Raw genomic sequence first — 13,544 nt, forward strand, 5'->3', positions numbered from 1 at the left:
CAAAGCCTATAAAAAATCCGAGTGCAATTAATGACACTCGGATGTTGATATCAATAAACCATTGTTCACCAACTAATTACGCTTAACCGATTAGTATTACTACCTAAAGGCTGAAATACTCTCGTGTTAAGTATGTTTATTGGTGTTGTTTAGCCTAGGGAAAATTAAAAACTCCCCGTGGTTGATGTGCCGGTTCCAGTATTAACCGAGTTGTTGCCACCCGATTGCCACTGAATCACATTGCTAGGGTTGCTTTCGTTTCGAATAATACATTTCCATTCTATATCCGTCGATTTAGGTAGCTGGATAGTCGCGGTCCATGTGGGGTAGCTGCTTGGATTGAGTAATACGGCATTAGCTGCTTGCCAATTCCCCAATGCGCTATTGTTGCCTACGGCATAAACACTATCACCCATGTTGGTATAACCATTATTACAGGTGAAGCTCACGTTCACATTGTCGGTTGGGTCAATAATCACCGAGTCTACTAACCACATTCTTGCTGAGCTAGCTGGAACGTTAATGGTGTAGTTGTTACTGCTAACTTGGAAGCTTGCTCCGGTAAATACATCAGCATAACTTTTGTCATGATTTAAATTAGCCGCATCAATACTGATGTCTTTGCTATAACCACACTTGTTAATTCCCACTAGGCCAGCCTGACCACGACGGAAAACTAAAGCACACTGATCAGCATACAATACCTCTTCATCGGCACCTTGAACGCCATTATGGAATTTAACCATTGCTTTCAAGTTATCTTGTTTGTAGTCATCTACCCAACGGCCATTATCAACACCGGTGTTATCACTAAATACCATCGGTACACCTTCTTGACGCCCAAGGATATAAGCGTAAGCAAGGTGTTCATTGCCTTCACTCATTATCTGATAGCGGAAGCCGTCATTACTTGGAATATCATGGGTGATAGTAAAGGTTAATGCACGAATGCCATCAATAGCGCCGCCCCAAGATTTAGGGTTGGCTAAAGCCGTTAGGCTACCGTTACTATCAAAGGCATCACGCAGTGTTTTTAATAACGGGAAGTCATAAGCACTGTGTGATGTTTCACGTAAATACGGTTCTAAGAAGGTATCATAATCGGCATTACCCGCTCCCGCACCAGTGATAATTTCACCAAATAGGTACATGTCTTGTTTGATTGAAGCGTCAAAAACTTGGTTAATATGCCACGTGGTCATGTGTTTGGCAGCATCAATACGAAAACCGCTGACCCCCATGTTTTTGATTGCTTGAACGTAATTGCGTTGCTGCTCACGAACATAGTTACTAGGATCTAAATCTGGTAATCCTGGATCACCATTGCCCCCACAAATACGGCCGTTCATCGACTCCCAAACATTGGTCCAGTTAGTAATACAGAAACCCGCGTGAAAATCACCTGGTGTAAATAAATCATTGCTCAAATCACCAAACAGTTTTTGGCGGTTCCAGTAATCGCTGTTGTTCGAATAGTCGTTGAGAGTTTCATAGCCGGGGAAGTAAGTAGAATTGCCGCGCTCATTGGCCATTTGATTAATAACAATATCTGCATAGGTTTTAACACCATGAGCATTCAAAGCATTAATCATGTTTTGAAAGTCTTCTTTATTACCGCGATTATTATCAATCACGCGATAATCTTGGGGCTGATAACGCGCCCACCATTGCGAGTTGCTACTATCAGATTTTAGCGGCGGAGCCACCAATACATTTTTGTAGCCAATCTCTGCGATTTCAGCCGCTTTTGCTGCCACTTCTGAATACCGCCAATCAAATGCATGCAAGATCACATCGGCACTAGCCAGTTGTGAAAACATGGCTAATGAGGTGCCGAGTAGGCACGTATTTATAGCATTCGCTTTTGTCTTATGTTTCATTATTAGTATATCCTTTCCCTTGATTACTATATTGAATGAACACAAAGACCCATCGGTAAAATGCACGTCTACTTTTAATTTATAGTTGCAAAACAATGGGAGCATCAATACATAACTCTGTATTGTGGAGATCCCCACCGTTCCAGCGCAATATCACCAGCCCTTGTGATCAATGTAGAGTGTGTCACTCTTTTGTTGATGCTTGCTTGAAACCGATACTGATCAAAAAAACATCAACTTTATGTAATCTACTAACTAATAACTCAGTGTCAATCGACTATAAAACAAATATTCTAAAGTGTGAGCTAACAGTCTGATAAACCTTATATCTGGTTGACATTGCCACTGGGCAAAACAAAGCCCAGTATAATTTTACATGGTCGCTATATTCTGTGGTAACAAGCACCCGCTTAAATCATTAAATCGGCTTTTAAACGGGGGGTTTTCACCACGCATTTGACCTTAGTGGAATGGAGGCTGCTATTTGGCAACGCCATGTTACTGGCTCGCGTAACCCGCTAAATGAACAAAATTTAATCTTGTCGCATACCAATATTTGCTACATTGAGTCTTACGCAATTCATTGAAAAAACCTGGGCGGCATCGCCTAAACTTGAATCAAGCGCTATTCGCCCCGATATTGATTACTCGTCACACTAAATAAGGCTGTTGCTGCATCCATGAATCATTCCCGATTATCAAGTATTAAACGTAAAGCTGATGATTTGGCTAAATTAAGCATGAACCAGCATCTGCGCTTGGCCGTTACAGGCTTAAGTGGTGCGGGTAAAACGGCGTTTATTACTTCTTTAGTTAATCAGCTATTAATGGGTGCCGAAAACCACCAACTACCGTTATGGCAATTAGCGCGAGAACATCGCTTTTTAGGTGCTAAACGCATCCCACAGCCGCATTTACACTTAGCCAGTTTTGACTACCAAGGAGGTATAGACGCGCTGCAAAGCCAACCACCTTGCTGGCCTTCGCCCACCCATGGGGTGAGCGAAATACGCTTAAAACTGCGTTATACCCCGCAATCGCTGTTTTGGCGCAAACTAAACCATAGCGCCACGCTCAACCTAGACATTGTTGATTATCCTGGCGAGTGGTTGTTAGATTTACCGCTATTAAATATGAATTACGCTCAGTGGTGTGAGCATATCGCGCTCAGTTTGAAAGATTCTCGCAAAGCGCAGCTTGCCGAACACTGGCAAAGTTTGGCCCAACAGCTTGATATTCAGCAAAGCGCCAACGAGCTTCAAATAGCCGACATTGCCAAGGCCTACACCGAGTACTTACATCAATGTAAACGTGAATTAGGTATGCATCATATTCAACCAGGCCGCTTTGTATTGCCGGGTGAATTAGCTGGTGCCCCAGTATTGGCTTTTTTCCCCATTTCGCCAGCGCTAGCGGCCGCTAAAACGAATAATAAAGACAGCACCCTAACACTGTTAAATCAGCGTTTTGAATACTACAAAGAGCATGTAGTTAAGCAGTTTTACCAGCAACACTTTGTTAAATTTGACCGTCAAATCGTGTTAGTAGACTGCCTCACCCCGCTAAACAGCGGCCACGACAGTTTTAGTGACATGCAGTTAGCGGTAAACCAAATACTGCACAGCTTTAATTATGGGCAATCTGGCATCTTACGCCGTTTGTTTTCACCTAACATCGACAAACTGCTATTTGCCGCAACCAAGGCTGACCATGTTACGCCAGAGCAACATAGCCATTTAGTGAGTTTGCTAAGCGAAGTGGTGGCCGAGGGCAAACGCCACGTTAAATTTGAAGGTATTAACACCAGCACCGTAGCACTGGCGTCGATTAAAGCCACTCAAACCGGTAAGGCTCAACTAAATGGCGAATCTATTAACGCTTTAAAGGGCATATTGCAAAGTGATGCTAACAACCAGCAGCCAACTACCCTGTTCCCTGGTGAGGTGCCAAGCAGCTTGCCTAAACAAAATTTTTGGCAGCAGCAAGGTTTCGAATTTAGTCCTTTTCAGCCACCGCAAGCTAACCCTTATAGTGCCTTACCACATATCCGCATCGACCAAGCCATTGAGTTTTTGCTAGGAGATAAATTTAAATGACCGCCCCGATTAAACAGCGCCAAGTGCTTAATGCCGACCCAGAGCTTAAAGCCAATACCAAACCTAGCGAACAAGCATTGGCGGCGAAACAAGTGATGAGCAACGAAGCTTGGCAAGAAGATCCAGAGCCCACCAGCGATGAAGCTCTCGACATCGACTTAAGCCCCAAAAAAACCAGCCCATGGCTTAAATATGGGTTTAGCGCAGCAATTGTTGTGGCCATTACTGAAATGGCCTTAAGCCTTGCCGAATTATGGCAAGCCTCACCGATAAGAGCGGCCATTTACAGTGCAATACTAGCCAGCATTGTTGCTGGCCTATTGGCCATAGCGGTAAAAGAACTGCGAAAGTTGCGCCGCTTAAAGCATTACCAAAAAGAACACCAACTAGGCGAACACTGGCTACAAGCTGATGCCGTAAACGATGGCGACAGCCGCAGGGCAAAAGCATATTGTAAAAAACTGGCCACATTACAGGGCCTAAATGATAGCCAAGAATACCTCACGTGGAAAAATTGGTTAAATGACAGCCATAGCAGCCAAGAGATCGTAAGCTTATACAGCGAAACCGTGCTTACGCCGCTAGATAACCGCGCCAAACAAGCCATTAGCAAATGGGCTGGCGAAGCAGCGGTGCTAGTTGCAATAAGCCCGCTGGCCATGGTGGATATGCTGATTATTTTTTGGCGCAACATAAAGATGATTGAAGCCGTCGCCAAGATCTATGGTATCGAGCTAGGTTATCTAAGCCGAATTAGGCTGATTAAAAAGGTGTTCGCCAATATGATTTATGCCGCCGCCAGTGAAGTAATTACCGATGTTGGCAGCGATTTATTAGGGGCAGAGCTTACCGCTAAACTATCTGGCAAAGCCGCCCAAGGTATTGGTGCAGGCCTGTTAACCGCCCGGCTTGGCTTTAAAACCATGGAACAATGCCGTCCAGTACCCTGGACCTTGAATAACAAGCCAAAAACCAAACAGCTAAAAGGCATGCTGCTTGAGAAGGTAAAACAAAAACTCAGCACCTAATAACATCGAAAGATAAAACTACCTCGATAACAACGGCTTCATCACCGTTTTTAGTTTTAAAGCCCGCACACACTTAACAATAATTTGCTGTGCTTGTGGGCTTGCTAAACAAACTAGAGGCAATGTTTGGGGCAGCTATCGTCGGAGCGATATCTTACAGCGATAAAGCCATCACCCAATCGTCCATTACGTAGCCTTGGCCAATATCACTGCACTGCTCAGCGACTTTAACAAACCCCATTTTTTGATAAGCGGCAATCGTGCCATGGTTGTGTCGGTTCACCGTCAATTCGATACGTTTAAGGGCAAAACCTCGCGCTAAGTCTTGAATAAATGCCATGGCTTGCTTGGCAAAGCCTTGTCCTCGGTATGCTGAGTGCACATAAATTTTACTCAGAAAAAGTTGCTGCTCATTACGTTGTACGCCAATGTATCCGACATTTATTCCTGCCTGCTGAATGAAATAATAGTGATACTGCTCGGCCTCGATTTGTTCAGCCACTCGCTGAGCAGAATGAAAGGTCTCGAGCATGTATTCAACCTGCTCAACGCCAATGATGGGCGTGTAATGCTCTAGCCAAATTTCACGAGCTAACGCGGCGACTTGCTCAATATCAGTCGCACTTTCTACTTTATAAAACACTAATATTTCCTATTATCAAACGCTGTTGCCAAACCCAAGCCATTCACTATGCTCTCACGAAATCACGATAGCTTCAGCAACTAAGCGCAAACCCACCATTGGTAAATTTAGCTTCAGCAAAAATCTTGCAGTAGATTGATTTAAATTGCGCCAATGTCACATTTTTGCTGTAAAATCGCCGCTTCAAATTACATATCACGCTCGCTGGCTACTTCAGCCACCAATACTGTCAATTAAGGCCTGCCCAAATATGATTAAACTTATCGCCCTAGATATGGACGGCACACTTCTCAATGACGAGAAAAAAATTACCCCCCGCACTCACCAAGCTATTCAAGATGCCAAACAAGCTGGTGTTAAAGTAGTGCTGGCTTCGGGTCGCCCATTGCAAGGCCTTAGTGCTTACCTAGAGCAATTAGAGCTTACCAGCGACCAAGACTTTGTCATTTCATACAATGGCTCTTTGGTACAGCGTGTGGGGAGCGGTGAAATTATTCACAAAACCACCTTGCTAGGTAGTGATGGTACCCACTTGGCTAAAATAGCTAAACAGCTCGGTGTTTTTGTGCATGCCTTTTCAGCCCAACATGGCTTGATTACTCAGCATCACAACCCATGGACAGACATTGAATCATCTATCAATGGTATGGAGGTTAGCGAAGTAGACTTTGCCAACTTAGAGGCAAACGACGCACTAACTAAGATTATGTTTGTTGCCGAAGAGAGCGTGCTAGACAAGGCCATTGCCAACTTACCCGCCGAGTTACGAGAGCAGTACACGGTGGTTCGCAGTGCCCCGTTCTTTTTAGAGTTTCTGCACATCAACAGCAACAAAGGTGTCGGGGTTGAACAACTGGCCAAAATTCTAGGTTTAGACGCTTCACAAGTTATGTGTGCCGGTGATGCCGATAACGATCGCCACATGTTGCAATATGCCGGTTTAGCGGTCGCCATGGGCAATGCCGATGAAGAAATTAAAGCCATGGCCAACTACATTGCCCCCACTAATCTTGAAGATGGCGTAGCCGTAGCCATTGAAGAAAACGTGCTGGCAGCATTAAGCACCGTTGCAAACTAAGCAATAACGCTTAGCAAATCATCTCACCCAGTTAGCAGCTAGCCATTAGCTGCTAATTTATCCTTTAATTCGCCTTATTCCTTCAGCGTTACACTCACCATAGGATTCAATCATAGCCATTTTTTATGCATGGATTATGGCGATTCCCTGCCGTTCAGCTTAGCTGAAGCCAAGTACAACCACAAAGCAACATCAACAGATTGATATTCGACGAGAGACGAAAAATCTTAAAATATTCCTTACATATATTCGAAACCATACTATACAATCTGCCAAGAAAGGGCTTTCAGGTAGTGTTAAAAACCACTCTCTCTTAGTGTACCTGCAAACGCAACGTCCTGACGAACAACCAAATAAACGGGAATAACAGTGAGCTTATTAGAAAAACTAACCAAGGCCGAAGCTTATACATCGCAGTTTGAGTATTCCGATATCGAGCTACAACTGCCAGCCAAACAATTGTGCTGGGAATTTAATCAAGCTCCACCCAGTGATAGCGCTAAAAAGGCTGAAATATTATCAAAGCTGTTTGGCACCTATAACAAGATGGCATTTATTGAAGCGACCTTTCGTTGTGACTATGGCTTCAACATCCACTTTCATGGCATGGCCATTGTTAATTACAACTGCGTTATTCTCGATACCTCGCCAGTAAATATCGGTGCTGGTGTTTGTATTGCACCAGGCGTTGTTATTAGTTGTGCCGGCCACGCTATCGACCCCAAGGAACGTATCCAAGGCATCACCACGTCAGCCCCCATCACCATTGAAGATGAAGTATGGATTGGCGCTAACGCTACGGTATGTGCTGGCGTCACTATTGGCAAGGGCAGCATTATAGGCGCTGGCAGTGTGGTTGTTAACGACATTCCTGCTGGCGTTATTGCCGTGGGCAGCCCGTGTAAAACAATGAGAGCGATGACTGAAAAAGACCGTATAGCATTCAACAAGGTATGAACAACTAGCGAGCCTTAGTAAAAAAAATCTCTAGGTGTCAACTGCGCAACACCTAGAGATTGCTACAACTAAAATCTTTCGACCCTGCAACTCTTCTCCCTCACCCTTGCTTACCCTTCAACTATCTACCCCACAAAATAAAACGCGCATTTATTGTTCTTTCTGTCGATTATTTAGTCATCGAACTGCCATAAATAAGTCACTGAACTGACATATCTAGATAAGCTAATTGTCATATTCCAAGCCTAAATTATTGTTCAAAACAACCGCAGGATTTTGTGATGAGCAATCAAGTAATTGCAGTAAAACAATTGAATAAGCACTTTGAAGACAACCATGCCTTAAAGAGTGTCGACTTAAGTGTTGAGCAAGGCGAGATGGTGGCATTACTGGGGCCGTCTGGCTCGGGTAAATCTACCTTACTTCGCCACTTGAACGGTCTAGTAAACAGCGATAAAAACAGCAAAGGTTACATCGAAGTCCTTGGTTTGCCGGTGCAGCGAAATGGTAAGTTTTGTAAAGGCATACGCCAAAGTCGCAGCCAAATGGGTTATATCTTTCAGCAGTTCAATCTAGTGAACCGGTTAAGTGTATTACACAATGTGTTAATTGGCGCCTTAAGTGTTACCCCTAGCTGGCGCAGCCTAACCGGTCGCTTTACCTTTGAGCAAAAACGCCAAGCTTTAGCGGCTCTTAAACGTGTAGGCCTAGAGCAATTTGCCCTGCAACGTGTGTCTACCCTTTCTGGTGGCCAGCAGCAACGGGTGGCAATTGCTCGCGCTTTAATGCAACAAGCCAAAATCATTTTAGCCGATGAACCCATCGCCTCCTTGGATCCAGAATCATCACGCATCGTGATGGAAATTCTTCGCGACATCAATCAACAAGAAGGCATCGCAGTTGTGGTGACCTTACATCAAGTTGACTACGCCAGACGTTATTGCCCACGCGTTGTGGCCTTAAAGCTTGGCGAAGTTTTTTACGACGGTTCAAGTGAACAACTCGATGAAGCCACACTGGCGGCTTTATATGGTTCTAAAGCCGAGCTTAATACCACCGAAGAAAATGACCTTGCAGTACAACAACTATGGCCACAGATGGCCTAACCCCACTTTATAAAGGAGATAGATGGCATGTTAAAGCTAATCAAGCGGACAGCCTTTGCTACGGCAGTCGTTGCCGCAGCAGTGAGTTCAACCATGGTAACAGCTGCTGAAAAAGCGATGGACACCATCAATTTTGGGATTATTTCTACTGAATCTCAGCAAAATTTAAAAACCACTTGGACACCATTTTTAGAAGCGATGGAACAAAAAACAGGTTTTAAAGTTAAGGCCTTCTTCGCCCCTGACTACGCTGGCATCATTCAAGGGATGCGTTTCGACAAAGTAGACATTGCTTGGTATGGCAACAAGTCAGCCATGGAAGCAGTAGACCGCGCTGGCGGCGAAATCTTCGCTCAAACCGTAGACGTTACCGGCAATCCTGGTTACTGGAGTGTACTAGTGACGCATAAAGACAGCCCGCTAAACAGTCTAGATGACGTTATTGCTAAACGTGGCGAGCTGACGTTTGGTAACGGCGATCCAAACTCTACTTCTGGCTTCTTAGTGCCTTCGTACTATGTATTTGCCCAAAACAACATTTCAGTGTCTGATTTTAAACGCAGCATGAACTCAGGTCACGAAGCCAACGCCTTAGCCGCTGCAGCCAAGCAAGTTGACGTAGCGACCGGTAACACCGAAAACATGGATCGTTTAGAAATTACCGCGCCAAAAAAATTCGCAAAGCTTAAAGTAATTTGGAAGTCTCCTCTTATTCCTTCAGACCCTATCGTTTGGCGTAAAAACCTACCAGAAAGTGTTAAAGGCGAACTATACGACTTCTTTATGGAGTACGGCACAACGGGCGACGCAAAAGAACTTGCCGTATTAGAAGCACTGCAGTGGGCCCCTTTCAAAGCGTCTAGTGACCTGCAACTATTGCCTATACGCCAATTGGTATTGTTCAAAAACCGCATCAACACAGAAAACGACAGCCAAATGTCTAAGGCTGAAAAAGCGGCCGAGCTAGCGGTAATTGACGCACAACTCGCCGACCTTAACCGTAAACAAAGCGCGATTACAGCGATGGCTAACTAACATGCATAAAGCTGGGCTTAGGCCCAGTTTTTGTTAGTGCAACTTATCTAGACATGTTGAGAAAAAACCATGAATACCGAAGCCGAAATCCTTAACCCCGCTAGCAAGCCTGCTTGGTTAAGCTTATTTTTTTGGGGCCTTGCCATCGCCGCCCTGAGCTGGAGTTGGCAAGGCGCTGAAATTGCACCAATGAAGATCTACAACGATGCTGGCAATATGGCCGAGTTAGCCAGTGATTTCTTTCCGCCTGATTTTAGCGACATTAGCTACTACCTCGAAGAAATGCTAATCACCCTGCATATAGCCATTTGGGGCACCATTTTCTCGATTATCTTATCGGTTCCTTTTGGCTTAATGTGCGCCGAAAACGTGGTTCCAGCTTGGATATATCAACCTATGCGTCGCCTCATGGATGCCGCTCGTGCGATTAACGAAATGGTGTTTGCCATGTTGTTTGTGGTCACCGTGGGTCTTGGCCCCTTTGCGGGAGTAATGGCCTTGTTTATTCATACTACCGGGGTGCTTGCCAAGCTGTTCTCTGAAGCCGTAGAAGCCATTGACCCTGGCCAGGTTGAAGGTGTGCGAGCAACTGGCGCCAATAAACTTGAAGAAATTGTCTATGGGGTTATTCCTCAGGTATTACCGCTATGGATTTCCTTCTCTTTGTATCGCTTTGAATCCAATGTTCGCTCGGCCACCGTGGTTGGCATGGTAGGCGCAGGCGGTATCGGAGTCATTTTGTGGGAGAGCATCCGCGGATTTATGTTCCCGCAAACGTGTGCCGTAATGATCATCATTGTGGCCACAGTAAGTCTGCTAGATGTTGCCTCACAACGCGTTAGAAAACTGTTTATCTAAGAGAGCTGAATGATGCCGCGTTATCAAGAAATAGCCTTGAGCTTAGAAAAAGAAATTAGCCATGCTTATCAGGCTGGACAGTACTTGCCGCCAGAACAGCGCTTAGCTGAACGCTACCAAGTAAACCGCCATACTCTGCGCCGGGCTATCGACGAGCTAGTGCTAAAAGGCTGGTTATTACGCCAACAAGGTAAAGGCGTAATGGTGCTCACTAAACCGGTGCGCTATCCGCTGCATTCTGGCGCTAAGTTTACCGATAACTTGCTTAACGCTGGCGCAAAGCCCAATAGCCGAGTACTTAGCTTGCTGCGCACTAACGCCAACACTCAGGTGGCCAAGGGCTTGGCCGTAGAATTGGCCAGCCCGATCATTCAACTGAAAACGCTACGTTTTATCGACCAAGTGCCTATTAGCATTGTGTTTCATCACCTGCGAGTAGGCGAACACGACAGTGTGTTAAGCCGTTATCAGCAAGGTTCATTACATCATTTTTTAGCCGAGCATTGCCACATTGAGCTGCGCCGCCAGCAAACCGTGGTGAGTGCGCAACGCCCCAATAAGCAAGACTGCGCTTGTTTGCAAATTGATGCCAGCAACCCACTGCTTACCCTACAAACGGTGAACGTAGATCAACAAAAAGTCCCTTTTGAATTTTCTATTTCTCACATTAGAGCTGAACTGGTAGAGCTCAGCTTGGAGCACCCACTATGACGACCGCAACAACCGTAAACGTGGCCGCCCGCCAGCACTGGATGGCAGTGTTAGCCCAGGCCCCATATCCAGAGCTATCGCGCCGCTGGCAACAGCTAAATCTAGATCCGCAATGCGAGGTGATTCGCCAACCAGAAGTCGGCCTAGCACGACTACAAGGCCGCGTGGGGGGAAGTGGTGAACGTTTTAATTTGGGTGATACCACCATTACCCGCGCAACTGTGCGTTTAGAGAACGGCACCTTGGGTTATGGCTATTTACGAGGGCGAGCGAAACAACACGCACTGCTTTCAGCCATCATCGATGCCTTAATGCAAAGCAGCGAGTATGCCCCCGGCCTACAAGAAACAGTGATTCAACCCTTGGCTGAATTGCAGCTTCAGGCACTACGCCAAACCGCCGAACAAGCAGCTGAATCAAAAGTGGATTTCTTCACAGTGGTAAGGGGGGAAGACTAATGCAACAAATTGAAGCCGGTTTTGACCATAGCGTACATCAAGCCCAGCAGTGTTTTCGCGAAGTATTAAAAGCACTGAGTGAGCCGGGTACCCTTGTGCGGTTAGCGCATCACTCTGGTTTTGCGCCGCTAAATGCCGCTAGCAGCCAAGTCATTATGAGCCTATGTGACCAGCAAACAGCGGTGTACCTAAGCCCTGCGTTGGCAAAAACAAGTGAACATAGTATTGAGCATGCAGTACACAACTTAGCGTTTCATAACAGTATTGCCGCTACGCCGCTTGAACAGGCTGACTTTGCGGTTATTTGCGGCCAACAAAGCGTAAATTTACAAGCACTGAAAGCAGGGTGCGATAGCAGCCCAGAACATGGTGCAACCTTGTTGGTACAAACCGAGGGCTTTAATACCGGCCCTGTATTTCGGATAAGCGGACCCGGAATTAAACAACGTCTAGAAATACAACTAGGGCAGCTTAGCGAAAGCCTAATTGATTACCTGCTAAAGCCCAGTCGCCGTTACCCCTTAGGGCTGGATTTTATGTTTTGCCATCAGCAATCTCTCGTGGCTATCAGCCGCACTACTAAGCTGGAGTTAATCTAATGTATGTAGCAGTTAAAGGCGGCGAAAAAGCCATTGCCGCCGCGCATAAGTTGCAACATCAACGCCGCCGTGGCGATAGTAGTATCGCTGAGCTCAATGTTGATCAAATTAGCCAGCAGCTAAGCTTGGCGGTAGAGCGAGTGATGACCGAAGGCGGCATTTATGACCGCGAACTGGCCGCTCTGGCGATCAAACAGGCTAGCGGCGACCAAATTGAAGCGATATTTTTGCTGCGCGCCTACCGCACGACTTTACCCTTGCTGGTCACTTGCCAGCCTTTAGATACCAACAAGATGCAAGTGCAGCGCCGAATCTCGGCCACCTATAAAGATTTACCGGGTGGCCAACAACTTGGCCCCACTTATGATTATAGCCACCGCCTGCTCGACTTTTCGCTACTGGCCGAGCAGCAAACTGAACAAACAATAGCTAGGGTTGATACCTGCTCTACTGAACCGGCTAATACATTACCTAGCGATAACGCGCCGTTTACCAAAGTGTTTTCTTTGTTAGAACAGCAAGGTTTAGCCAAGCCAGAACAAGATGGCGCTGAAGAGCCCGCCGATATCACTCAACAAGCGATTAGTTACCCCTGCTCTCGCGCTGCTCGATTACAGCAACTGAGCCGTGGAGATGAAGGTTTTTTACTATCGCTCGCCTACTCTACACAGCGCGGTTATGGGCGCAACCACCCCTTTGCAGGAGAAATTCGCAGCGGCGAAGTGGCTATAGAGATTTGCCCAGAAGATCTCGGTTTTAGCATAGAAATTGGCAGCATTTGCTTAACCGAATGTGAGATGGTGAATGGCTTTGTTAGCCCCGAAGGTGAAGAACCTCACTTCACCCGCGGCTACGGTTTGGCATTTGGCTTTAGCGAACGTAAAGCCATGGCCGTTGCGTTACTTGATCGCTCACTACAAAGCGATCGCTACAACGAGCCCGCAGTAGGCCCCGCCCAAGACGAAGAGTTTGTATTGGCCCACGCCGACAATGTAGAAGCCGCTGGCTTTGTGTCGCACCTCAAATTGCCGCACTACGTTGATTTTCAGTCTGAATTAGAGCTGCTGCGCAAAATGCGCCAGCAAGGAGAGTAGC

At 46.0% G+C, this 13,544-nt stretch carries 13 protein-coding genes; 11 read left to right on the forward strand and 2 right to left on the reverse strand.

What is annotated here, in order from left to right:
* Positions 1–164 precede the first annotated feature (164 nt).
* Positions 165–1,880, reverse strand: coding sequence for a carbohydrate-binding module family 20 domain-containing protein (locus M0C34_RS13380; RefSeq protein ID WP_248712185.1), 1,716 nt, complete (start codon positions 1,878–1,880; stop codon positions 165–167).
* 680 nt (positions 1,881–2,560) lie between these two features.
* Between M0C34_RS13380 and M0C34_RS13385 the strand changes: the two genes are divergently transcribed.
* Together M0C34_RS13385 and M0C34_RS13390 are read left to right on the forward strand one after the other, a co-directional pair.
* Complete coding sequence (locus M0C34_RS13385) at positions 2,561–3,976, forward strand: YcjX family GTP-binding protein (RefSeq protein ID WP_248712186.1); 1,416 nt, start codon at positions 2,561–2,563, stop codon at positions 3,974–3,976.
* Positions 3,973–5,004, forward strand: coding sequence for a YcjF family protein (locus M0C34_RS13390; protein WP_248712187.1), 1,032 nt, complete (start codon positions 3,973–3,975; stop codon positions 5,002–5,004). The genes M0C34_RS13385 and M0C34_RS13390 overlap by 4 nt, the downstream gene beginning before the upstream one ends.
* Before the next feature lie 154 nt (positions 5,005–5,158).
* Here the strand turns inward: M0C34_RS13390 and M0C34_RS13395 are convergent, their stop codons facing one another.
* Positions 5,159–5,647: a GNAT family N-acetyltransferase gene (locus tag M0C34_RS13395; RefSeq protein ID WP_248712188.1), complete on the reverse strand. Its 489-nt coding sequence runs from the start codon at positions 5,645–5,647 to the stop codon at positions 5,159–5,161.
* Positions 5,648–5,897: 250 nt separating this feature from the next.
* On the opposite strand from M0C34_RS13395, the gene yidA reads away from it, so the two are divergent.
* The 9 genes from yidA to M0C34_RS13440 all read left to right on the forward strand — a co-directional run bounded on the left by yidA (position 5,898) and on the right by M0C34_RS13440 (position 13,543).
* Positions 5,898–6,725 carry a sugar-phosphatase gene (gene yidA, locus M0C34_RS13400; RefSeq protein WP_248712189.1) on the forward strand — a complete coding sequence of 276 codons (828 nt, stop codon included), beginning with the start codon at positions 5,898–5,900 and terminating at the stop codon, positions 6,723–6,725.
* A 369-nt stretch (positions 6,726–7,094) separates the two neighbouring features.
* Complete coding sequence (locus M0C34_RS13405; protein WP_248712190.1) at positions 7,095–7,682, forward strand: sugar O-acetyltransferase; 588 nt, start codon at positions 7,095–7,097, stop codon at positions 7,680–7,682.
* Between the two features lie 281 nt (positions 7,683–7,963).
* Positions 7,964–8,788, forward strand: a complete 825-nt coding sequence (phnC, locus tag M0C34_RS13410) for a phosphonate ABC transporter ATP-binding protein (protein WP_248712191.1) — start codon at positions 7,964–7,966, stop codon at positions 8,786–8,788.
* A gap of 27 nt (positions 8,789–8,815) precedes the next feature.
* Positions 8,816–9,823, forward strand: a complete 1,008-nt coding sequence (gene phnD, locus M0C34_RS13415) for a phosphonate ABC transporter substrate-binding protein (protein WP_248712192.1) — start codon at positions 8,816–8,818, stop codon at positions 9,821–9,823.
* A gap of 69 nt (positions 9,824–9,892) precedes the next feature.
* Entirely contained in the window at positions 9,893–10,681 is a 789-nt protein-coding gene (gene phnE, locus M0C34_RS13420; RefSeq protein WP_248712193.1) for a phosphonate ABC transporter, permease protein PhnE, read from the forward strand.
* Positions 10,682–10,690: 9 nt separating this feature from the next.
* Positions 10,691–11,392: a phosphonate metabolism transcriptional regulator PhnF gene (gene phnF, locus M0C34_RS13425; protein WP_248712194.1), complete on the forward strand. Its 702-nt coding sequence runs from the start codon at positions 10,691–10,693 to the stop codon at positions 11,390–11,392.
* Entirely contained in the window at positions 11,389–11,850 is a 462-nt protein-coding gene (gene phnG, locus M0C34_RS13430) for a phosphonate C-P lyase system protein PhnG (RefSeq protein ID WP_248712195.1), read from the forward strand. Before phnF ends, phnG begins: the two co-directional genes overlap by 4 nt.
* The gene (gene phnH, locus M0C34_RS13435; RefSeq protein WP_248712196.1) at positions 11,850–12,449 is read left to right on the forward strand and encodes a phosphonate C-P lyase system protein PhnH; all 600 of its coding nucleotides are present in this window, start codon (positions 11,850–11,852) and stop codon (positions 12,447–12,449) included. The genes phnG and phnH overlap by 1 nt, the downstream gene beginning before the upstream one ends.
* A complete protein-coding gene (locus tag M0C34_RS13440) occupies positions 12,449–13,543 on the forward strand; it encodes a carbon-phosphorus lyase complex subunit (RefSeq protein ID WP_248712197.1) in 1,095 nt (364 codons plus the stop codon). Before phnH ends, M0C34_RS13440 begins: the two co-directional genes overlap by 1 nt.
* Position 13,544 lies beyond the last annotated feature (1 nt).

It is taken from the genome of Agarivorans sp. TSD2052 (genome assembly GCF_023238625.1).
Lineage (GTDB): Bacteria > Pseudomonadota > Gammaproteobacteria > Enterobacterales > Celerinatantimonadaceae > Agarivorans.

Excerpts from the sequence above, each read along its gene's own strand:
- phnD (WP_248712192.1), top strand. The coding sequence starts at position 8,816 with ATGTTAAAGCTAATCAAGCGGACAGCCTTTGCTACGGCAGTCGTTGCC.
- yidA (WP_248712189.1), top strand. The coding sequence starts at position 5,898 with ATGATTAAACTTATCGCCCTAGATATGGACGGCACACTTCTCAATGAC.
- phnC (WP_248712191.1), top strand. The coding sequence starts at position 7,964 with ATGAGCAATCAAGTAATTGCAGTAAAACAATTGAATAAGCACTTTGAA.
- M0C34_RS13390 (WP_248712187.1), top strand. The coding sequence starts at position 3,973 with ATGACCGCCCCGATTAAACAGCGCCAAGTGCTTAATGCCGACCCAGAG.
- phnE (WP_248712193.1), top strand. The coding sequence starts at position 9,893 with ATGAATACCGAAGCCGAAATCCTTAACCCCGCTAGCAAGCCTGCTTGG.
- M0C34_RS13440 (WP_248712197.1), top strand. The coding sequence starts at position 12,449 with ATGTATGTAGCAGTTAAAGGCGGCGAAAAAGCCATTGCCGCCGCGCAT.
- phnG (WP_248712195.1), top strand. The coding sequence starts at position 11,389 with ATGACGACCGCAACAACCGTAAACGTGGCCGCCCGCCAGCACTGGATG.
- phnF (WP_248712194.1), top strand. The coding sequence starts at position 10,691 with ATGATGCCGCGTTATCAAGAAATAGCCTTGAGCTTAGAAAAAGAAATT.
- M0C34_RS13385 (WP_248712186.1), top strand. The coding sequence starts at position 2,561 with ATGAATCATTCCCGATTATCAAGTATTAAACGTAAAGCTGATGATTTG.
- phnH (WP_248712196.1), top strand. The coding sequence starts at position 11,850 with ATGCAACAAATTGAAGCCGGTTTTGACCATAGCGTACATCAAGCCCAG.
- M0C34_RS13380 (WP_248712185.1), bottom strand. The coding sequence starts at position 1,880 with ATGAAACATAAGACAAAAGCGAATGCTATAAATACGTGCCTACTCGGC.